The organism is Corynebacterium durum, from assembly GCF_030408675.1.
Classification (GTDB): domain Bacteria; phylum Actinomycetota; class Actinomycetes; order Mycobacteriales; family Mycobacteriaceae; genus Corynebacterium; species Corynebacterium durum.
Genome location: NZ_CP047200.1, coordinates 2,165,708 through 2,187,253 on the forward strand (window position 1 = coordinate 2,165,708; position 21,546 = coordinate 2,187,253).

Consider the following 21,546-nt stretch of genomic DNA (forward strand, 5'->3'; position numbering starts at 1 on the left):
AACCCCCGAGAACGATGACGCCAAAGATACGAACTTAATGCCGCGTACAAACAGGCACGTAAAAAGACCGCGTTCCCCGGTAAGAAACGCGGTCTTTTTATTCTTTTAGGAAGCTACTGCGGTGTTATCCGCCGCATTATCGTGAATGCGTTACTGCGAACGGCGTCCACGCAATGCAAGCACCAGTCCGGCGATCAACAGAAGCACGGCAATGACGATAATTCCTATTACTGATGCACCTGTATTAGCCAGTACCTTCTGCACGGCACGTGCAGGGCCGGACTTCTGGGCGTCGTCCTTCGGCGTCGCACCCGCTTGACCCGGTTGTCCCTGATGGCCCTTCGGAGTGCCCTTCACCGGCGTCCCATCCGTAGCCTTGGTGGGCTGGGTCGGCGCAGGATCGTTCTGGCGAGGTCCGGCTGCCGGGGCGGTATGACCCGGTGCGGTTAAGCCGGACCCACTGGAACCCGGCGCGGTCGTCGGCAGGTTCGGGATGATCGCCGCTGGGATCAGCGGAACGAAGATCCACCACCACGGGACGTTTGCGGTGTTGGTCAATGTCACCGCAACGGCCGAGCCGTCGGCAGGGATGGTCACGGTCGCGGTGCCGTCACGGTTGTCCTTCACCGCAGCTGCTGGGTCCCCAGTGTAGCCGGGTGTCGACCACGATGTGATCGCCGTATTTTCTGGCTTCTTTTCCTTGAGGGTAATCACGGTGTGAGCTGGCAGTTCAGGCAGCTCCGCGAACGTGCCGTTGGCAACTTTGTAGGTTTCGGTCTTGGTGTCCCCGCTCTGTGGGTCTTTCCAGGATGCCTCGATCTCGTAGTCGCGGCTCTTGTTGCCGTCCACACCTGCGGCGAGTCCTTCAACGGCCTTGGTCAGAGTAACTTTGCCCTTCACGTTGTACACGTTCACCAGGTTGGCCGTGGCGGCGGTGTCCTTACTGCTGATCGTCGCGGTTGCGCTGGTCACGGAGCTGTTCTTGTCGAACATAGCGCCGGGGACCTCTGCGTTAGCAGTATCTTCGGCGAACTCACAGGTGGCACCGTAGCGCACGTCGTCGATCGTGGCCGGAGTACCAGCGATGACCTCTACTGTGCCTTTTTTCACTTCTTTTTTGTCAGTGCCGAGGGCGCACACGTAGCTGACGTTGAACTTCTTGTCCTTCACAGCGGCGAGGTCCTTGCCGGAGCCTGCGAGCGTCTTGGACAGTTCCACGGATCCGCGCCACGCACTGTAGTCGTTGGTGGCGATGACGTCGTGGGTCTTCCCCTTCACAATGACCACACTGTCCAGCCCAGAGGTGGCGAGGTCAGCGCCCTTCACATCTGCGTCTTTTTCGATGATCGTGCAGGTGGACTCGGCGGCGATATCGTCGATGGTGGTGGATTCACCAGCGCCCAACTGGAAGGTGCCTTCCTTACGCTGCGCGGGGTCTTTGTGCTCACACACGTAGGCGAAGTTGAACTTCTCGCCTGCGGCCACCCCATCGGGGTCCTTCAGGGACTTGGTCACGGACAGCGAGCCAGTATCTTTGGTGTACACGTTGGTGAACAGCATGGTCGTGGGTTGTGTACCCTGATCAAACTTCTGCTCGGCATTGTCCACGACCAGCGTGTAACCGTCCTGCTTCGCCGCATCTACGTTTTCCGTGACGGTGCATTCCGAGCCTGCGGGAACGTCCTCGACCGTGGTTTCACCATTGCCCTTGACCTTAATCTCATCGGCCTTAATGTCTTCGCCGTATACGCATTTGTAAAGGAAAGAGAATTCCTTGGCCCCTGGGTCCGGTAGCCCTTCAACCTTCTTCTTCACGGTAAAGCTACTGGTTGCTCGCGTGTACTTGTTAGTCACCGTCACAGGGGTTGTGGTGTTTTCAGTGATCACTGCCGGACCACTCACCTTCACATCCAGCACGGCATTATCGACGGCCCCGCGTGCCGACGCCTCGTCTTCCGTCACCGTACACGATGCACCCACCGGAATATCCGGGGATTTCACGGTGTTATCGCCATTGACCTTCAGCTCTCCCTTGGCAACCTCGGCACCATCTTTGGTGCAGACATAGTTGAAGGAGTATTCATGGTCAGGATTCAGATCAATGATAGTGGGGTCAGCAGTAACAACCTTGGTTACTGAGAAGGAACCCACCTGCTTGGTGTAAGTGTTGGTCACGGTGGCTATGTTGTTGGCAACCGTGCCCTCGGTGATGGTGACCGGCTGAGTCAAACCTTCCGGAACAGAGTTATAGCCGGCTACAGCGTGTTCGGATTCTTGAGCCACGACGCATTTGGTGCCCACGGGGAACTCAGAACCATCAACGGGAGTATCGCCAACGGGTACCGATATCTCAGTGGCAACACCAGCCTTGACTGTTTTATCCACGGAGTCGGCGTTGCAGGTGTAGGTGAACTTCACCGTCTTGGGTGCCACGAAAGCAGCGTCATCGGCGGGTGCGTTGATCAGCTTCTTCATCTGGAAGGTGCCAATCTTCTGGGTGTAGGTGTTGGTCACGGTCGCGATATTGTCGGCAACCTTGCCTTCTTTCAGCGTGACAGCGGTGTTTAAACCATCTGCCTTCACAGTGTGATCAACGACAGCTTCATCCGCCTCACGAGTGACTTTGCACTCCGTGCCCACTGGGAAGCTTGCTCCATCAACGGCGGTGCCGTCAGTATTGGCAGTCAATTCAGTGTCGGTGTTAGCTTTCACCGCGCCATCGACAGAATCGGCGTTGCACTGGTAGAACAACTTCACCGATGCGGGTGCATCTGCCGGCTTCGGGTCAGCAACCACCTTTTTCACCTGGAACGTACCCGCTTGCTTGGTGTACGTATTGGTCACAGCAGCGATATTGCTTGCAGCTTTGCCTTCGGCAATGGTCACTGCGGTGTTCAAACCGGTAGCGGCAATGCCATAATCAGCGATATCAGCATTGGCCTCGCGGGTGACCTTGCACTCGGTACCTGCGTGGAACACCGCGCCGTCGACAAGCATGCCATCGGTGTTCACCGTCAGCTCGGTGTCAGTATTGGCTTTCACCGCACCATCCACCGAGTCGGCGTTGCACTGGTAGAACAACTTCACCGACTGTGGAGCATTCGCAGGCTTCGGATCAGCGATGGTCTTCTTTACTTGGAACGTGCCATCGGCGTATTGTGCGACGTTGCTTACCGATAGCTCAGATTGCTGCTTTTCCTGGACTGTCAGCGTCTTGGGTTCAAATGTTGTTTTTGCGGTGTTCCACTGTATGTTCGGGACTGCCGGAGGGGTTTCTTCAAACGTCATAGTTGTGCCGGCTGGGAAGGTGTTCGGCACGTTGGTGAAGGAACCTGCAACCACTTCACTAAAAGTCACCGAGCCCGAGGTATCGGAAGGGTTGAGGCCCGCAGGTTTATCAGTCCATTCGGGGAAATCCGCGACAGTTTTACCATTGGGCAGAGTGAAATTGATAGTCACCGGGTATTTGGTAGTAGTTGGCACAGATGCTGCTGCCGGTCCCAAAACTCGCTTCACAATAGAGACCGCCCCGTAGCCATCACGCATGGCTAAAATAACCTTCGCGGTTTTGATGTATGAGATCGTACCGCTGGCGGTCTCGTTAGTACCATCAATATGAACATCATTAGTGTAGGCAATACCAGGAATTGCGGTACCAGGAAGCTTCCCGGGGACGGAAAGCCGGTAGTTAGTATCAGGCTGGAACGGACCAGTCACGGTGACTTCGCGGTTACGCCCACTGCCTGTCACAGTGATGCTAAAGCCTGGGTAGTCTGGGTCAGAAGCACCATTGGTATCTGCAAGTCTTTTTGCCGGCATGCTTGGATTATCCTGGCTATTCACCATCTGCAGCGTCCATGGATTTCCTTGAAGAAGGGTTTCATAGTCGTAGCCTTCACCCATAGTATCGATGAAGCGATAGGTGAGATTACCGTTACCGGGAGTACCCAAGGAAGGAACCGTTGCCGCCAGCAAGGACGGATTAAACGCAATAGACCATGGAACAGCTTTATTGCGTTCACCAATGGGAGTGCTGTACTTACTCAGTTTGGAGGGCTGGTACCGAGCATCGGCGGCCTTAGCAATACCTCCAGGAATGCTGGCTGCTACAGGGGTACCATTAACCTGAAAGTCAATGGTGTCTGCGGTGTAAGCTTCGCGACGGGCAGTACTGGCAATCACCTTCAGCTCACCGGAACCTTTGACCTCCTTGGAGGTAATGTCATTAACTCCCGAGTCAAAAACACAGGAAATCAGTGATGTCGCACCGTTTGAGAGATTACAGTCACCGATTTTCTTGCCTTCGAATATCAAATCAAGTTTGCCAAGGCTACTCCCCGCGATTTGAAGCTGGGGAGGAAAAGCAACTTCAAACCCCTCCCCCTCTTTAGGAGTACGGTTGAGAGCTTCGCCACTCCAGTCGAAAGTCATGGGGGTAAGCTGACGGCGCACGTTCTGACCTGCAGCCAGAGCCTTGTTATTAACCACGATATTGGACACTGTGTACCCAGGTGTTTGCACTGCATGAGCAACACTTGGGTTCACCAATGAGGCACCAAGCAAGGACACGATCGTCAGGATCGCCGCGATCACTGCACCTAATTGCCGGGTCATCGGCTTTATCATTTTTCTCCTAGATTGAATCCTTAAACAGCTGAATTGACGGTGTTGTGAGCACCGTCAATTCCGTAGAAAACCTGCAGACATGCAAAACCGAAATGGCTTACGCGTTAACCTTACAAAAAACTTATGATCTTATGAAAGTATACTTATATTTTCTAAACATAATATGTTTGCCACATACACCTTTTTAGGGAGTGATGATTGAAGACAAAAGGGTGGCTTTATTTAGGACCCGGAAGTTCAGTCGGGATAGAAGTTGTGGACGGGCGGCTTGATAGAGCACGGCGGCTGTGCGGCTGGCGATGATCTACCAAACTGCCAAAAAACCCAGGAAAAATGGCATTTTGATAGAGCGCGGCGCCGCCAACAGTCTTGAACACCGTTAGTGCAAACCTTTGCATAAAAATAGGTCTACCGTCAGGTACGGAAATGCCTTGTTTTCGTACCTGGCAGTGGACCTACATGACAAGCGCGTAAGGTTTGCTTATCCCCAAGCCGAAAAACACCCCATTTTCGTGCTTGAGCATAAGCACACTTTGCAGGGGCGACCCCCGGACACAGCCCAACACCCCACCTTTCCCCCAACCCCATCCCCTCCACTACCACCCAAACAAAAAACGAGACCCCGCAGCACTGCGCAGTAGTGAGCGGCAGTACAGCGGGACTGCAAAGCTTACAAAAACGAACCTAGTTTTATAGGTTCGGGAACCAGATGGCGATTTCACGCTCGGCGGATTCCGGCGAATCCGAACCGTGAACAACGTTGGTGGATACTTCGAGGGCGAAGTCGCCACGGATGGTGCCGGGGGTCGCCTTGGATACCGGATCGGTGCCGCCTGCCAGTTGGCGCCAGGCTTCAATGGCGCGGGGGCCTTCCACAACACCAGCGACCAGTGGTGCGGACGTAATGAAGTCCACCAATTCGCCGAAGAAGGGCTTGTCAGAATGCTCGGCGTAGTGTTTTTCAGCGGTTGCTTTGTCGGCGACGCGCAGGTCCATGGCGGTGAGCTTCAGGCCCTTGCGCTCAATGCGGGAGATGATCTCGCCGATGAGTCCACGTTCAACGCCATCGGGCTTGATCAAAATCAGGGTACGTTCAGTCATGTCGCTCAGTATATCGGACTGCCTCAGGTGTGTTGTGTGGTCAACAGTCCACGCTTCATCCGGGCAATGAGGTTTTTCCGCAGGTAGAAAATGTACCACCATACGGCGGCGAAGATGAGCGCCATGATGCCCATGGAGGGATGTACAAAGAAGCCCGCCACAGCGAACACCTGCAAAACCGCATTGGCCGCCAGCGCCCATCTACGTTTTTGCAGGAAGGCCACAACAAACATGGCAACACCAACAACGGTGACGTATACCCAGTTGAAGGTGGTCCAGTAGGCACCTTCGTCAATGCGAGCGATCACGGTGAGCACCAGCAGCAGCGCAATGGATTCCATGACCAGCGTCCCCGCCATCACGCCGCGAAGCCCTTTAAGCGGGTCCTTGACGGGTGTATGGCCAGGCCCGAGCGGCCCGTACTCCGATGAACCAGCACTGCCATCAGCACCGGTGCCCCCAGCTGAGCCGCCAAAACCCCCATCAACCTTGTCGCTCACGCCGGCTCCTTTCCAAACAGGGTGCGAGCTTCACCGGCGGTGACCACGGATCCGGTAATCACCACGCCGTTGCCGGACACCATCTCGCCTTCTTCAGCCAGTTCCACCGCCAATTCCACCGCAGAAGGCAGAGTATCGGCAACGTGGACGCGCTCCTCGCCGAAGATTTCTCGCGCGTGTTCTGCCAGTTCATAGGCGTCCAATGCACGCAGGGAGCGTGTTTGGGTGCACACGATCTCACCAAACACAGGCTCCAGTTCGGTGAGCACCCCAACGTAGTCTTTGTCGGAGAGCACCCCGACCACGCCGATGAGCCGGTTGAAGGAGAAGTCCCGTTGTAGGGCGCGCCCGAGTGCGCGGGCACCGTGGGGGTTGTGCGCGGCGTCGATAAACACGGTGGGCGTGGCGCGGACACGTTCGAGCCTTCCTGGGGATTCCACGGAGGCAAATCCCTCACGGACGGTGTCGATGTCCAGCATCCGGCCGGATCCAGCGCCGAAGAATGCTTCCACAGCGGCCAGGGCGACGGCTGCGTTGTTGGCTTGGTGCTCCCCGGAGAGCGGCAGGAAAATGTCAGTGTAGTCCCCACCGAGTCCCCGCAGGGTGAGTTGCTGCCCACCGACGGCGATGGTGGATGAGACAACGCCGAATTCTGAGCCTGCGCGGGCCACGGCGGCGTCGGCACGCACGGCTTGTTCCAGGATCACTGTCATGGCGGCGGGGTCCTGGTCCGCCACGATGGCAACGTTATCCGGAGGTGTCAGCAGGTCGTCAAGGTCCCAGCGCGGTTTGATAATACCGGCTTTTTCCCTGGCCACTTCCTCCAACGTCGAACCCAGGTAATCGGTGTGGTCCAGTCCGATGGGGGTGATTACGGCCACGTCGGCGTTGATCACGTTGGTGGCGTCCCACAGCCCGCCCATGCCTACTTCCACCACGGCGACGTCAACGGGGGCGTCGGCAAACGCGGCGTAGGACATGGCGGTGAGCACCTCGAATTTGCTGAGTTTCGGTCCGCCTTCCTTTTCCGAGGCCACGTCCGCCATCTCTACGTAGGGTTGGATTTCGCGCCATGTTCGCACGTAGTCGCGGGGGTGCAGGGGCTGGCCGTCAATGGCAATGCGTTCGGTGGCCAGCTGCAGGTGCGGGCTGGTGGTGCGCCCGGTACGACGGTGGAAGGCACGCATCAGGGCTTCGATCATGCGGACTGTGGAGGTTTTGCCGTTGGTGCCTGCCACATGGATGGCCGGAAATGACCGTTCTGGGTTGCCCAGCAGGTCCATCAGCAGTTCCATGCGCGTCAGCGTCGGGTCGATTTTTACCTCTGACCAGCGCTGATCCAGCTCGGCTTCCACCTCGGCGAGCGCCCGCAGATCCTCAGGCGTGATCTCGCGGGTTTCCGGCTCTTCCACCGGCGCGTTCACGTCAATGGGTAGGGTGAGGCCGCTGTCGTCTACCGATACCTCATCGCTCATCAGCTCACCCCAGTTCCTTCAAACGGGCCGTCACGCGGGCAATTTCCTCCTCAGCCACCTGGTGACGCTGGCGAATCTTCTCCACCACCGCAGCCGGTGCCTTATCCAGGAAGGCGGCGTTACCCAACTTCTTTTCCGTTCCTTCCAGTTCCTTCGTCGCCGCGGCTAGCTCCTTGTCCAAGCGTTTCCGCTCGGCAGCCACGTCGACGGTGCCGGAGGTGTCCAGTTCCACCAGCAGGGTCGCCTGGCTCAGGCGCACTTCAATGCTTGCCGACGCCTCGAATCCCTCAGCTGGCTCCTCTACCCGCGCCAATGCCTGAACAATGCTTTCCTGTTGCTCAAGGTCCGCGTCGGCGAAGCGCAGGCGGGCGGGAACCTTCTGCGATGGTTTCACGCCCTGGTCGGAGCGGAAACGGCGGAGTTCCGTGACCAATTTTTCCACGTCAGCCATGCGGCGGGCTGCCGTGTCGTCGGCAGGGGCGTCGGTGATGGCGGTAGGCCACGACGCGATGACCAGGGATTCTCCACCCGTGAGCACGGTCCACAGGGTTTCCGTCACAAACGGCATGACCGGGTGCAGCAGTCGCAGCACCGTGTCCAGCGTGTTCCCCAACACCAGCTGGGTGTTTTCGCCACGTCGCTGCTCCTCTGGGCTGGCAGACCCGCCGTCCCGCGGGATCTGCACCTTGGCGATTTCCACGTACCAGTCGCACAGTTCGCCCCAGGTGAACTGGTACAGCAGCTCGTATGCCTTGGCGAACTGGTAGCGGTCCAACAAGTCATCGATCTCTGCGCGAACGGCTTCCAGGCGATCCAGAATCCAGCGGTCCGCGTCAGTGAGTTCGGCACGGTCCGGTAACTCCCCTACTGTCGCGCCGTTCATCAGGGCGAATCGGGTGGCGTTGAACAGCTTGGTGGCAAAGTTGCGGGAGCTTTGGGCGGAGTCGTCGCCCACGGGCAGGTCCACGCCTGGGTTCGCGCCGCGTGCCAGGGTGAATCGCAGGGCGTCCGCGCCGTACTGCTCTACCCAGTCCATGGGGTCGATGCCGTTGCCCAGGGATTTGCTCATCTTGCGGCCTTTTTCGTCGCGGACCAGGCCATGGAGGTAAAGGTCCGTGAAAGGAACCTTGCCCAGGGGCGAGCCGGGCAGCGATGCCGCAAAAGTGCCGAACATCATCATGCGGGCGACCCAGAAGAACAGGATGTCGTAGCCGGTGACCAGCACGGATGTAGGGTAAAACTTCGACAATTCGGGGGTTGCGTCCGGCCAACCCATGGTGGAGAACGGCCACAACGCCGAGGAGAACCAGGTGTCCAGAACGTCCGGGTCCTGCACATAGCCTTCGGGAGCCTGTTCATCGGGGCCGACACACACGACATCGCCGTCGGGTCCGTACCAGATCGGGATGCGGTGCCCCCACCAGAGCTGGCGGGAGATGGTCCAGTCGTGCATGTCGTCCACCCACTCGAAATAGCGTGGGTTCTGGCTCGCGGGGTGGATGGTGGTGTCGCCGTTGCGCACGGCGTCGCCAGCCATGCGGGCGAGTTCATCAACCTTGACAAACCACTGCTCAGAGAGCCGGGGTTCTACGGGCTCGCCGGAGCGTTCCGAATGCCCCACAGAGTGCAGATAGGGGCGTTTTTCCGCGACGATGCGGCCCTGCTCGGCCAGTGCCTCGCGGATTTTCACCCGGGCTTCAAAGCGATCCATGCCATCGAACTGGGTGCCGGTGTCGGCGATGCGCCCAGTGGTGTCCAGGATGGTGGGCATGTCCAGGTTGTGGCGCAGACCCAGCGCGTAGTCGTTGGGGTCGTGCGCGGGGGTGATCTTCACGGCACCGGTACCGAACTCGGGATCCACGTAGTCGTCGGCAACAATAATAAGCTCCCGACCAGGGATGAAGGGGTGCGGCAAGCTGGTGCCCACCAGGTCTGTGTAGCGGGGGTCGTCGGGGTGAACGGCCACCGCGACGTCGCCAAGCATGGTTTCTACGCGGGTTGTGGCCACCACAACGTGGGGTTCGTTGTCATCTAGGGAGCCGTAGCGGATGGACACCAGTTCGCCTTCGACGTCCTTGTACACCACCTCAATGTCGGAGACGGCGGTTTCCAGCACCGGCGACCAGTTGACCAGGCGGTGGGCGCGGTAGATCATGCCTCGGTCAAAAAGTTCCTTAAAGATGGTTTGCACCGCGCGCGACAACCCCTCATCCAGGGTAAAACGCTCGCGGGACCAGTCGACGGAATCCCCGATGGCGCGCATCTGCTCGCCGATTTTGCCCCCGTATTCGTTCTTCCACTCCCAGACCTTGGCGACGAACTCATCGCGATCGTAATCGTAGCGATCCTTTCCCTCCGTCTTCTTCAGCATCGCCTCGACTTTGGTCTGCGTCGCGATGCCCGCGTGATCCATCCCCGGAAGCCACAGCACCTCAAACCCCTGCATGCGCTTCCTCCTCGCCAACGCATCCATGAGCGTATGGTCCAGCGCATGCCCCATATGAAGCTGCCCCGTCACGTTCGGCGGGGGCAGCACAATCGAAAAGGGCGGCTTCTCCGACGTCACGTCGGCGGTGAAGTAGCCACGATCAAGCCACTGCTGGTATAACGCAGCCTCAACGGCCTTCGGATCCCAGCTTTTCGGCAGGGCGTCGGCACGGCTTGTGGAATGGTTCAGGGTGTTTTTGTCAGTCACCCTTGCCATAATAGCTTGTGCCCACCTCGCCGAACTGCCACTGAGGGGCTTATCGACGCCGCGGGCACACGCACCGCGCCAACTGCAGGTTTACAGCAGGCCGAGGGAGGCAACGGCGTCGCGTTCCTCCTGCAGTTCCGCGATGTTGGCGGCAATGCGCTCCTTCTGGAAGTCGCTGAGTTCCAGGCCCTGCACGATCTCCCACGCACCATTGCGGGATACCGTGGGGAAGCCGAAGATCAGGCCCTCGGGCACACCGTAGGAGCCGTCCGACGGAATGGCTGCGGATGCCCACTTCTCGGTGCCCTGAACCCAGTCGCGCATGTGATCAATCGCGGAGGAGGCAGCGGAGGCTGCGGAGGACTTACCACGCACCTCAATGATCTCAGCGCCGCGCTTAGCCACGCGCGGAATGAACTCATTCACGTACCAATCCTGGTCCACCAGATCGGACACCTTGTCGCCACCAACGGTGGCGTAGGTGATGTCCGGGAACTGCGTGGCCGAGTGGTTGCCCCAGATTGCCACCTGTTCAAAATCGGTGGAATCCTTGCCCAGCTTCTCGGCCAGTTGGGAAAGGCTGCGGTTGTGGTCCAGACGCATCATGGCGTTGAAACGTTCCGCCGGAATGTCCTTGGCGTGAGCCTGGGCAATCAGGGCGTTGGTGTTGGCTGGGTTGCCCACCACAAGCACGCGAATATCGTCGGCCGCATGGTCGTTGAGGGCAGTGCCCTGGGGGCCAAAGATCTTGCCGTTGGCGGCGAGCAGGTCAGAGCGCTCCTCACCCTTGCCACGTGGCTTGGCGCCAACCAGGAAGGCGGCGTTGGCACCGTCAAATGCCTTGTTGGCATCGTCGGTGACGGTGATCTTCTTGACCAATGGGAACGCGGAATCCAGCAGTTCCATGGCCACACCCTCTGTCGCACCAAGCGCGGGGGTGATTTCCAAAAGATTCAGCTCGATAGGAGTGTCCTGCCCGTACACATCACCGTTGGCGATGCGCCACAGCAGGGAGTAGGCGATCTGGCCGGCAGCTCCAGTCACAGCAATCTTTTTCGGGGCGGCAGTCATAGTCGAGACAATCCTTACTTTTTAGCGAACACGGGGCGTGAGACGGCCCACTATCCCAGGAAATTCGAGCATGCCGTCACACACTGCTTTCTACACTAGCGGGTGTTTTACCATCACGTCACTGATCGCGCGCGAAAAGCTTGCGATGAACATGCACTTAGTTGATATGTCATCTCGCGTCAACGAACTGCTGATACCACATTTTGCGCATGCCCGCTACTCCACGTCACAGCGATATCCCACATCGATACCCCTTTCGGACTGTCCGGTTTTTTCTGAACAGACACCCACAACAAACATCACCAAAAATTTTTATCGGAAAGATTTCCCGATTCGGGTGTGATTTTATAGACAAGAGGGCATTTTTCACCCCGGCCAGTGAAGTCACTGCATGTGATTATTATTACCTTGCAGCTCAGGCGTGTATTGAATCGGTTCATTACTAAAACGTCGGCATATATTTAACAGTTTCGCGGAACCCCCTAGACACCCCAAAATATTGCGAGAAAATGATGCCGGTTTAGCTCGCGAAAACATCATACACGTGCCATAATTTTATGGTCTAGTTACAAAATCACCCCCGTTACACCCACACGGTCACCCGTCACAACCTGCGGTTTTTCCGAAATCAGAAATCGATTTCCCACTGAACAATAAATTCAGGCACGATTAACTTAGCTGGTAAAACCAGCATGCCTCCAGGAAAGGAACAATCATGAACCGCCCAGCAGCGGACCAAGATACAACCACGTCAAACATAGACAAGGTCGTCGAGGTCGCGCTGGAAACATTCGCCCGTCAGGGGTTCGAGGACACACGTTTGGAAAACATCGCCCACGATTCGGGCATGTCCAAGCGCATGATCCACTATCACTTTGGTGACAAGCGGGGTCTGTATATTCGCGCTCTACGGTTAGCAATCTCACAGCTCCGCCCGGAACCCCAGGCGCTGGAGTTGGATTCAACCGTGCCTGTCGACGGTGTGCGCAAAGTAGTGGAAGCCATCTTCCGCCAAATGGCCGCACACCCAAACGCTATCCGTCTTCTCCTTCTAGAGAACCTTTTTGGCCAAGCTGATATGGCCAATTCCAACCCATTAGCCGACCAATCCAGCGTCCTCCTGCAAATGGACAAACTACTTATGATGGGTCAGGACGCCGGTGCCTTCCGCCCCGGCATTTCTGCGCTGGATGTGTATACCATCATCTCCTCCATGTGTGTGTTCAGGATCGCTTACCCAGCGGCCTTCAAGAACTTGTACCACATCAACTTGAAGGACGAGGAAAACAATGTGGGTATGCAACGACTTGTTGTCGATGCCGTCCTCGCTTTCCTCACCTCAAACATGCGCAACTCGGGCGGGATGAGCTACCTGACTGTCGAAACCTCGAATGACTTCAACGGCCACGACGGCAACGGCAGCGGCAACATCTACAACGAACTCGACGACGCCACCAGCTTCATCGAATAACGCTGTAGAGAACAACACACGTGGCCCCGCACGCTTTCACAACGTGCGGGGCCACGTGCTTATTGGTTTTAGGCCGTCTTTTCTGACGACGCCGCGACCAGCTCCGGTGCACCCAACTTCCGCGCCGCCCCCTCGGTGATAATCACCTCACCAATATCTTCACGATCCGGCAGGTCATACATGATGGGTACAAGCACTTCCTCCATGATGGCTCGCAGACCACGAGCGCCGGTATTGCGCTCCAACGCCTGATCTGCAATGGCCTCCAGTGCCTCTGGGGTGAAGGTCAGTTTCACGCCATCCATCTCAAAAAGCTTCTCGTACTGCCGCACCAAGGAATTCTTCGGCTCGGTGAGCACGCGCACCAACGAGGCTCGATCCAGGTTGGTCACCGTGGCCACCACGGGCAGACGACCAATGAACTCGGGGATCAGACCGAACTTCACCAGATCCTCCGGCAGCACGTCTTTAAACACGTTCACCGTATCGACGTCCGTGACTGACCGCACCTCTGCACCAAAGCCCAGGCCCTTTTTGCCCACGCGATCCTGGATCACCTTCTCCAGGCCAGCAAACGCGCCAGCCACCACAAACAAAATGTTGGAGGTATCCAGCTGAATAAAATCTTGGTTCGGGTGTTTACGCCCTCCCTGCGGCGGCACCGAGGCGGTTGTGCCTTCCAGAATCTTCAACAACGCCTGCTGAACACCCTCGCCGGAGACATCGCGAGTAATCGACGGGTTTTCCGACTTCCGGGAAATCTTGTCCACCTCATCGATGTAAATGATGCCGCGCTGCGCACGCTGCACATCGTAATCGGATGCCTGAAGCAGTTTGAGCAGAATATTTTCCACGTCTTCGCCCACGTAGCCAGCTTCAGTCAGTGAGGTGGCATCGGCGATGGCGAACGGGACGTCGAGAAGCTTGGCCAGCGTTTGAGCAAGGTAGGTTTTGCCGGAACCGGTTGGCCCGAGCAACAAAATATTGGACTTTGCGAGTTCAACCTCGTCATCCTTGTTGATCTTCGCCGTCTGCTGCTCCTCGGCGCGAATCCGCTTGTAGTGGTTGTACACCGCCACCGCGAGCACACGTTTGGCGTCGTCCTGACCGATCACATACTGGTCCAGGAACGCCGAAATTTCGGTCGGACGCGGCAGCTTGTTGTCGTTTGCGGTGTCACCAGCGGAGGCGTTGAGTTCCTCCTCAATGATCTCATTGCATACCTCAATGCACTCGTCGCAAATGTAGACTCCACCACCCGCGATGAGCTTTTTCACCTGTTTCTGACTCTTTCCGCAGAACGAGCACTTCAGCAGGTCAGAGCTTTCTTGCATAGCTGCCATGTATCTTCTTTGAACTCACAATCTTCTCACGTGTGGACACCACTCGATGTTCCACACTACTGCTTTTTCGCCACAATGGTGGGACCACCTCTCGTGGTTTCTCCCCCGAATAGGAAGATCCTCCCCCGGTTCATCTCTGCGGATTCAGTCGGAGGAGGATCGTGAGCACTTAATTATCAATTAAGCCATAACTTAATAAATTTTAAGAATTGCCACCCCTTTGCAGGGGTACTTCATGCAAAACCGCAGTTACGGCACGGCAAAAAGCAACACATTAAGATTGAGCTGAGAGCTTACGGTAGTCAAAGACCTGATCGATGATTCCATAATCCACAGCCTCAGAGGCGGTGAGGATCTTATCGCGGTCAGTATCAAGACGGATCTGCTCAGCAGGACGGCCAGTGTGCCGCGCCAAGGTCTCCTCCATGAGCTTGCGCATACGCTCAATTTCTTGAGCCTGGATCTCCAAGTCAGACACCTGGCCCTGCACGCCACCGGTGGCGGGCTGGTGAATCAGCACACGCGCATTCGGAAGCGCCGCGCGCTTACCGGGGGCACCAGCGGCCAGCAGCACGGCTGCGGCGGAGGCGGCCTGTCCGAGGCAGACAGTCTGGACGTCGGGGCGAACGTACTGCATCGTGTCGTAAATCGCCATCAATGAGGTGAAGGAACCACCGGGAGAGTTGATATACATGGTGATGTCGCGGTCAGGGTCCTGGCCCTCAAGGACCAGAAGCTGCGCCATAATGTCGTTTGCCGAGGCGTCGTCAACCTGGGTACCCAGGAAGATGATGCGCTCCTCAAACAGCTTGTTGTACGGGTTGGACTCCTTCGCGCCGAACGCCGAGTGCTCCACGAAAGACGGCAGCACATAACGGGACGAAGGCATCTGCATTTCACTGCTCATGTTTGTTTAAAACTCCTTGCTTGTTCTGTACCGCGTTAAGACTGCTTAGCAGAGCTGACCACGTGATCCACGAAGCCGTAATCCTTGGCCTCCTCCGCCGTGAACCAGCGGTCACGGTCAGAATCCTTGGTGATCTGCTCCACGGTCTGGCCGGTGTGCTGGGCAATAAGCTCCGCCATCTCCCGCTTGGTGTGCGCAAACTGCTCCGCCTGGATGGCAATATCCGCAGCGGTACCGCCCACGCCCGCAGACGGCTGGTGCATCATGATGCGCGCATGCGGCAGGGCATAACGCTTGCCTTTGGTGCCCGCCGAGAGAAGGAACTGACCCATCGACGCTGCCAGCCCCATGCCGTAGGTGGCAACATCACACGGGGAGTACTTCATCGTGTCATAAATAGCCATGCCGGCGGTCACGGAACCACCAGGCGAGTTGATGTAAAGGGAAATATCGCGATTCGGATCCTCGGCACTGAGCAAGAGGATCTGGGCGCACAGCTTGTTAGCGATCTCATCATCCACCTGGCTGCCCAGGAAAATAATGCGCTCGCGCAGCAAACGCTCAAACACTGAATCGCTAAGGTTTAACCCGGCAGGTGCTGAGTGCATCCGGCTGATATCAGTCATGGGTGTACACAACCTACTTTCTTTAAATCGTGACGTACAAAGACGATAGCCCCTACAGTACAGCCGCGCTGCCGCCATGGTGGCCTCTGTTCGCTGACAGCGTCGAATCTGCATAACCCCCGGTTCGCGTGCTGCCCACTGCGGGAGTCGGGGCGTCGATAAGCGGTAAAACCTGCAGCACACAGCACAAAAGCCCAGCGGCAGTGCTGGGCTTTTTGTGATAGTACAGGCTTAGGACTCGTCGGAGTCCTGGGCGGTCTCTTCCTCGTCGCCGAAGTAGATCTTCGGGTCAACGTCATTGCCGTCGGAGTCCTTAACCGTGACGCTGCAGATGGCGTTGGCTAGGGCCTTGCCGCGGCGAACATCGGAAACCAGGTTCAGCAGTTGACCGCTCTGCTGCAGCTGCATCAAGAACTGCTGGGGCTCCACGCCGTAGCGGCGAGCGGTAAACACGATGTGGTCGTTCAACTCGTCCTGAGTCACCTCAGGTTCTTCCTTCTCCGCAAGCACGTCCAAGAACAGCTGCGTGCGCACAGCCTCCTCGGCGCTGGTGCGGGTCTGCTCGTTGAACTCCTCGCGGCTGGTGCCTTGAGCCTCAAGCAGCTTCTCAAACAGGGCTTCATCGCCACCAAGCTGACCCATGAGCTGCTGCACCTGGGCGTTGACCTGCTCGTCAACCACGGACGCGGGCAGCGGGAACTGCGTCTTCTCCAGGGCGACCTTCAGCACCTCTTCGCGGATGCTGGCAGCCTGCTCGGCCTTGGCAGATTCCTCCGCGCCGGAAGCCAGGTCAGCGCGCAGTTCCTCCACGGTGTCAAACTCGGAGGCCATCTGAGCGAAATCGTCATCCAGCTCGGGAAGCTCGCGCTCCTTCACTGCGGTCACCGTGACGGTCACCTCGGCGTCCTTGTCGGCGTACTCACCGAACACCAGCTTGGACGTGAAAGTGGCGGACTCGTCGGCCTTCAGGCCCTTCACTGCTTCATCAAGGCCCTCAATGAGGTCGCCGGAACCAACGCGGTAGGACATGTCTTCGACCTTGGCGTCTTCAATCTCTTCGCCATCAACCGTGGCGGACAGGTTAAGGGTGATGAAGTCCTCGTCGCCAGCCTCGCGGTCAACGGTCTTCAAGGAACCAAAACGTTCGCGCAGGTGCTCCAGCTCGTGATCAATGCGCTCCTCAGTGGAACCCAAGGCTGGAACCTCGACGGAAATATCGGAAAAGTCTGGAAGGTCGAACTCGGGGCGAACATCAACCTCGGCGACGAACTCGATCACGTCGCCGTCCTCCAGCTTGGTGATGTCAATGTTCGGCTGGCCGAGCGCCTTAATATCAAGCTCCTCGATGGCCTGGCCGTAGCGCGTAGGCAGCATGTCGTTCACAACCTGCTCCAAGACAGGGCCGCGCCCGACGCGCGCATCAATCAACTGGCGGGGTGCCTTGCCGCGACGGAAACCCGGAATGTTGATCTGCTGGGCCAACGCCTGGTACGCCTTGTCCAGTTCGGGTCCGAGTTCGCTAAAAGGCACCTCAACTGTCACCTTCACGCGGGTGTCATTGAGCTGATCAACAGAGCTCTTCACGAGTCATTCTCCTGGAACATGGTTTGTGAAATGAATAAGACAAAAGGACCCTTCAGTACGAAGGATCCCAGTCGGGGCAACAGGATTTGAACCTGCGACCCCCTGCTCCCAAAGCAGGTGCGCTACCAAACTGCGCCATACCCCGTTATGTAGTTACACACTGTAGCCGTGCCACAACAAACGCTGTAAACGTGCTGTGTGCGGGTACGAAAATGCAGTTTACATAGTTTTCCGTTCGAGCACATACACCGGGGTAGCCTAACACACCGTTTTATGCCTTCACCTGCGATTTTCAGGACGCTTAGCGCTGGGCTTAGCACTGGACTTAGCACCGGGCTTAGCGATGCCCGCGCAGCCTCACCATCGCACGCATCAACACCGCAAGCAATCCCACGGCGATCCCAGAGCGTGATCCTGCAGTTTTCCTACGTGTTTGTAGTGATCTGCTCGTAGGCTTGTTCGGCAACTATTCTGCACTCCCTCCCCCGCCCAAAACGAACGTAACGGCGAGACAGTTCTGGGCGATATATAGAGAGAGTAAGGAAAGGTGCCACAGCGCCCGTGGCCGACCGAAGGCGACTTGCGGGCGCTGTGGTGATCACTGTTAGTTGACATCGCCTAGCTGGCATCACCACCTCCAGCCCTTCCAGCGAAAATTGTTCAACAATTCCCATAAAACACTGGCGGACCTTCCACTTTTAGCGCTTACCCCATATCGCAGCTCGCTGGGGTGCAACACGCGGGGTGTAACACATCAACCCGAGCAGATAACCAATAGATCAGCACAAAAGCTAATAACGGCTACATTACAGTGCTGTAACGATCACATAACAGCGCTATCCCGTCAACAGAGTGTCGAGAATGCTATAGATATTACCATTGAAAAATTCCCTGCATTCGGCCCGCATAGTAAATGTGATGACTATCCAATCCGACTTTTTCTCGCTCCACTGCCATGGCCAGAACCAGACAGTGACACAACTCTTTTCGCACTTCACCACAAAGATGCCAGTGATTAAAATCACTTCTGAAGCACGGCAATCCCCTCCCCCGAAAGTAGTGACCCCCACCCCAAGCTGCCACACCACAACACTCACCCGCAACGCAAATATCCCCAACTACCAGCACTCTTGCTAGCCCGACACCTCTAGCGAGCAATGGGACATAGATCAATTACATGAAGAACATTTAATATTTTCTTCTCCCACACTTTGCGGACATATTCACATCTCGCGCACCGGAGACTTAGTTTAACAATTAAACAATCTCCACCCCAAACATATTCAAACCGGACAATCACGCCTAACCCACAGTACCCACTTACGGACACAAGCAGAATAGCTAACCCCTATAGCAATTTCGATAGTTATCATTGTGATGTTCTCCGCGAATTGCTGACGCGTTTCAAAAATGTTGACACGTCTTACAGTTTGCTCTCGGTTGTATAACGGTTTTATATCGAAGCTAGGTTGTTGATGCGTCAATAAATTAGGCCGCAAAAGCATCGGGGCAATCATTGGAACAAAAGAGAAACGCCCCCAGAGCTTGCACAATGAGTAATACTTCATTTTCATAAACAATAAAATCGCCCCCTACCACATCACTGCCGGTAGGGGGCGATCCTTGGAGGGAACGACGGGAATCGAACCCGCGTCTTCAGCTTGGAAGGCTGAGGTATTAGCCACTATACGACGTTCCCCTTGCAGGTAGATACCCTATCTCACGGCACGTTCTTTGGCAAAATAGCACCACAGGACGCCCATTCGAGGCCAACGGTATGTCGTTAGGCTGCAGCCACACGGCACCCCAAGACGCCTCGTTAACTCCATCCACTAGCACTATCGGCGATGGCTAGCACCCCCTTTCACTGCACCGATAGCACCCCCGCTGCATCCCCCATCGAAACTTTTTTTCGCGCACCATCCGGCACCACCGGAGCCTTGTACACCACCTAGATCGATCATCAAACCACCCCAGAACGTCATCAATTAAGTCCAAAACATGACGCGATCCAAAAACTTTCAGACGCGACGCAGATGCTCAATTTGTCTGACCTTGCTGGAAAAACCCACCGTAGTATGGGTGTCACCCGCACGAGACGAAAAGTTGTTTCTGCCCCCACAGAATTACCCCATGTTTTCATCTGAGATGAACCTTGGATTGAGTATAAGTTGCCAAAGGGAACATTCCCGAACAAACCCACTCGGAATCACAGGGGACTTTATTTAGTATTTTAAGACTTTTCTTAGTTGCACCGTCTACTGTAGTTTGCATGCAACCTAAAATTGTAGATTCCGAAACCGGACGTGAACTCTGGACAGCAGTGGAATGCGCTGAATTTTCCGGCACAGCTCGTGGCACTTTCACAAGCTACGCGGGCCGCGGCCGCGCCCCGAAGCCAGTAGCTAAGCTACATGGCCTCACCCTTTGGGATTCCAAGACCATCCACGAGTGGGTGGAAGATCGCAAGAAGGGCATCTTCGTGCCACAGGGTGAAGCTCAGTAGTCCAGCACTACTGTTATTCATCGGCCTGTACCTGAGGCAGCATCATCGTGGTGCGGCAAGGGACCGTATGTACTCCCTTTGCGCGTCTTTTACCCTTTGGTTGGTGCATTATCGCCTGATTGGTGACCTTCCCACCATGTGGCGCACACGCTAAGCGACTGGAACTTTTCGGGAGTGGCTGTCGTTGAGTGCGTGTAGTTGTCCATCAACCAAATGGAAATGAGACCTTGTGCTTGCACTCATTCTTGTCCTCCTCGCCGTTGGCGGTGTCGTCTTCTTTATGTCGCGACGCAGCGCGTCGAACACTAAGGCGATTCAGGAAACGGAACTTGATGATGCCATTGCGGATGCACGGCGCTGGATTGAGCGGCTAGGTTCACAGGTGTTGACCATCGCGGGAACTGACACCGCATCCACTCAGGCCATTGCTGATGCTTCGGAGCGTTATAACGCAGCGTCGTCTCAGATCAGCACCGCTACAACAGTGAAACAGGCTCAGCTTGCACGCGAGTCCGCTCTTGAAGGCTTGTATTACATCAACGCAGCCCGAGAGATGCTAGGCATGCCCGCAGGACCCGAGCTCCCACCGCTGGAGGGACAGCGGCAGGCAGGTAAAGTTACCGAGCAACGCACCATTTCGCATGAGGGGCATGACATCACTGCCTCGCCGGTTGCTTCGGAGCAGACGCCTAACTACTACCCTGGTGGCACCGTTGCTGGCCGTCCAGTTCCTGCTGGGTGGTATTCCGAGCCTTGGTGGGCGGATGCGTTGCGCACCGGTTTGTGGACTGCTGGCTCAATGATGCTGTTCAACGCGTTGTTTAATGGCATGTCCGGAATTGGGTATTCGGCTGCGGCCTTCGCCAACGGAATCGGCGATTCCGCAGGGGATGCCCTATCTGGTATCGGCGATGCCTTTGGGGGCGATGGTGGGGGATTCTTGGACGGACTTTTCGGCGGCGATAGCGATGGCGGCTTCCTTGATGGAATGTTCGACGGCGGTATTGGCGACATTTTTGATTAGGTCGTCGCCCCGCGCTTCACCCCCCCCGCGCCCCTAATTGTGCCTATTATTTGGGCAGGTTGGGGGCGATTCCTGTTTTTTCGTAATCGGCGATGACATCAATGCGTCGTTGATGCCGTTCTGCTTTGCTCCATTCTTCGGAAAGGAAGGCGTCGACAATTGCCAGCACCTCGTCCTCGCTATGCATGCGTCCGCCGATACCAATGAGCTGAGCGTTATTATGCTCCCGGGCAAGGCGCGCAATCTCAGGCGACCACGCTAGGGCGCAGCGTGCACCTTTAACCTTGTTGGCCGCAATCTGCTCACCATTTCCTGAACCACCCAACACGATGCCCAACGAACCAGGATCATTCACTGTGCGATACGCCGCTTCGATGCAGAATGCTGGGTAATCGTCTTCAGGATCGTAATCGTGCGCCCCACAGTCGATAACTTCGTGCCCGGCATCAGTGAGGTACTTGGCAATAACATTCTTCATCTCGAACCCTGCATGGTCCGCTCCAAGGTAAACACGCATATCTCCTAGTGTAGCCGACTCGTTTTACTCCCTGTTGGCTTCGGCCAAGAAGGCGTAAGAACTCAACCAAAAAAGCGCCACGTGACATTTTCTCCAACTT

14 protein-coding genes and 2 tRNA genes are annotated in these 21,546 nt (G+C 56.6%); 3 read left to right on the top strand and 13 right to left on the bottom strand.

Features of this window, described 5'->3' with window-relative positions:
• Positions 1-150 precede the first annotated feature (150 nt).
• From CDUR_RS10045 to CDUR_RS10070, 6 genes are all read right to left on the bottom strand, one after another.
• Positions 151-4,626 (bottom strand): DUF5979 domain-containing protein, encoded by a 4,476-nt coding sequence (locus CDUR_RS10045; protein WP_179418107.1) that lies wholly within the window; start codon positions 4,624-4,626, stop codon positions 151-153.
• A gap of 690 nt (positions 4,627-5,316) precedes the next feature.
• Positions 5,317-5,727 carry a nucleoside-diphosphate kinase gene (gene ndk / locus CDUR_RS10050; RefSeq protein WP_179418108.1) on the bottom strand — a complete coding sequence of 137 codons (411 nt, stop codon included), beginning with the start codon at positions 5,725-5,727 and terminating at the stop codon, positions 5,317-5,319.
• Between the two features lie 23 nt (positions 5,728-5,750).
• Positions 5,751-6,227: a DUF4233 domain-containing protein gene (locus CDUR_RS10055; protein WP_179418109.1), complete on the bottom strand. Its 477-nt coding sequence runs from the start codon at positions 6,225-6,227 to the stop codon at positions 5,751-5,753.
• Positions 6,224-7,702 carry a bifunctional tetrahydrofolate synthase/dihydrofolate synthase gene (gene folC / locus CDUR_RS10060; protein WP_218865439.1) on the bottom strand — a complete coding sequence of 493 codons (1,479 nt, stop codon included), beginning with the start codon at positions 7,700-7,702 and terminating at the stop codon, positions 6,224-6,226. Before folC ends, CDUR_RS10055 begins: the two co-directional genes overlap by 4 nt.
• Positions 7,703-7,706: 4 nt before the next feature.
• The gene (locus CDUR_RS10065) at positions 7,707-10,406 is read right to left on the bottom strand and encodes a valine--tRNA ligase (RefSeq protein ID WP_179418110.1); all 2,700 of its coding nucleotides are present in this window, start codon (positions 10,404-10,406) and stop codon (positions 7,707-7,709) included.
• Positions 10,407-10,487: 81 nt separating this feature from the next.
• Complete coding sequence (locus CDUR_RS10070) at positions 10,488-11,468, bottom strand: malate dehydrogenase (RefSeq protein ID WP_179418111.1); 981 nt, start codon at positions 11,466-11,468, stop codon at positions 10,488-10,490.
• A 715-nt stretch (positions 11,469-12,183) separates the two neighbouring features.
• Between CDUR_RS10070 and CDUR_RS10075 the strand changes: the two genes are divergently transcribed.
• On the top strand, positions 12,184-12,939 hold the full coding sequence (locus CDUR_RS10075) for a TetR/AcrR family transcriptional regulator (RefSeq protein ID WP_179418112.1): 756 nt from the start codon (positions 12,184-12,186) through the stop codon (positions 12,937-12,939).
• A 68-nt stretch (positions 12,940-13,007) separates the two neighbouring features.
• Here the strand turns inward: CDUR_RS10075 and clpX are convergent, their stop codons facing one another.
• The 6 genes from clpX to CDUR_RS10105 form a co-directional block, all read right to left on the bottom strand.
• On the bottom strand, positions 13,008-14,282 hold the full coding sequence (gene clpX, locus CDUR_RS10080) for an ATP-dependent Clp protease ATP-binding subunit ClpX (RefSeq protein WP_179418113.1): 1,275 nt from the start codon (positions 14,280-14,282) through the stop codon (positions 13,008-13,010).
• Positions 14,283-14,556: 274 nt separating this feature from the next.
• Positions 14,557-15,177, bottom strand: coding sequence for an ATP-dependent Clp protease proteolytic subunit (locus CDUR_RS10085; protein WP_040360448.1), 621 nt, complete (start codon positions 15,175-15,177; stop codon positions 14,557-14,559).
• A 47-nt stretch (positions 15,178-15,224) separates the two neighbouring features.
• Positions 15,225-15,815, bottom strand: a complete 591-nt coding sequence (locus tag CDUR_RS10090) for an ATP-dependent Clp protease proteolytic subunit (protein WP_179418114.1) — start codon at positions 15,813-15,815, stop codon at positions 15,225-15,227.
• 231 nt (positions 15,816-16,046) lie between these two features.
• Positions 16,047-17,399, bottom strand: coding sequence for a trigger factor (gene tig / locus CDUR_RS10095; protein ID WP_179418115.1), 1,353 nt, complete (start codon positions 17,397-17,399; stop codon positions 16,047-16,049).
• A 71-nt stretch (positions 17,400-17,470) separates the two neighbouring features.
• A tRNA-Pro gene (locus CDUR_RS10100) sits at positions 17,471-17,544 on the bottom strand.
• Positions 17,545-19,023: 1,479 nt separating this feature from the next.
• A tRNA-Gly gene (locus CDUR_RS10105) sits at positions 19,024-19,098 on the bottom strand.
• Positions 19,099-19,671: 573 nt separating this feature from the next.
• Between CDUR_RS10105 and CDUR_RS10110 the strand changes: the two genes are divergently transcribed.
• Positions 19,672-19,905: a helix-turn-helix transcriptional regulator gene (locus CDUR_RS10110; protein WP_006064186.1), complete on the top strand. Its 234-nt coding sequence runs from the start codon at positions 19,672-19,674 to the stop codon at positions 19,903-19,905.
• A 229-nt stretch (positions 19,906-20,134) separates the two neighbouring features.
• Positions 20,135-20,929: a DUF1542 domain-containing protein gene (locus CDUR_RS10115; RefSeq protein ID WP_179418116.1), complete on the top strand. Its 795-nt coding sequence runs from the start codon at positions 20,135-20,137 to the stop codon at positions 20,927-20,929.
• Positions 20,930-20,975: 46 nt separating this feature from the next.
• On the opposite strand, the gene CDUR_RS10120 is transcribed toward CDUR_RS10115, so the two are convergent.
• A complete protein-coding gene (locus tag CDUR_RS10120) occupies positions 20,976-21,446 on the bottom strand; it encodes a ribose-5-phosphate isomerase (RefSeq protein ID WP_179418117.1) in 471 nt (156 codons plus the stop codon).
• Between the last annotated feature and the right edge of the window lie 100 nt (positions 21,447-21,546).

Bases quoted from the DNA above. Each gene is read 5' to 3' on its own strand.
- CDUR_RS10045 (WP_179418107.1), bottom strand. From the start codon at position 4,626: ATGATAAAGCCGATGACCCGGCAATTAGGTGCAGTGATCGCGGCGATC.
- ndk (WP_179418108.1), bottom strand. From the start codon at position 5,727: ATGACTGAACGTACCCTGATTTTGATCAAGCCCGATGGCGTTGAACGT.
- folC (WP_218865439.1), bottom strand. From the start codon at position 7,702: ATGAGCGATGAGGTATCGGTAGACGACAGCGGCCTCACCCTACCCATT.
- CDUR_RS10065 (WP_179418110.1), bottom strand. From the start codon at position 10,406: ATGGCAAGGGTGACTGACAAAAACACCCTGAACCATTCCACAAGCCGT.
- CDUR_RS10070 (WP_179418111.1), bottom strand. From the start codon at position 11,468: ATGACTGCCGCCCCGAAAAAGATTGCTGTGACTGGAGCTGCCGGCCAG.
- CDUR_RS10075 (WP_179418112.1), top strand. From the start codon at position 12,184: ATGAACCGCCCAGCAGCGGACCAAGATACAACCACGTCAAACATAGAC.
- clpX (WP_179418113.1), bottom strand. From the start codon at position 14,282: ATGGCAGCTATGCAAGAAAGCTCTGACCTGCTGAAGTGCTCGTTCTGC.
- CDUR_RS10085 (WP_040360448.1), bottom strand. From the start codon at position 15,177: ATGCAGATGCCTTCGTCCCGTTATGTGCTGCCGTCTTTCGTGGAGCAC.
- CDUR_RS10090 (WP_179418114.1), bottom strand. From the start codon at position 15,815: ATGACTGATATCAGCCGGATGCACTCAGCACCTGCCGGGTTAAACCTT.
- CDUR_RS10110 (WP_006064186.1), top strand. From the start codon at position 19,672: ATGCAACCTAAAATTGTAGATTCCGAAACCGGACGTGAACTCTGGACA.
- CDUR_RS10120 (WP_179418117.1), bottom strand. From the start codon at position 21,446: ATGCGTGTTTACCTTGGAGCGGACCATGCAGGGTTCGAGATGAAGAAT.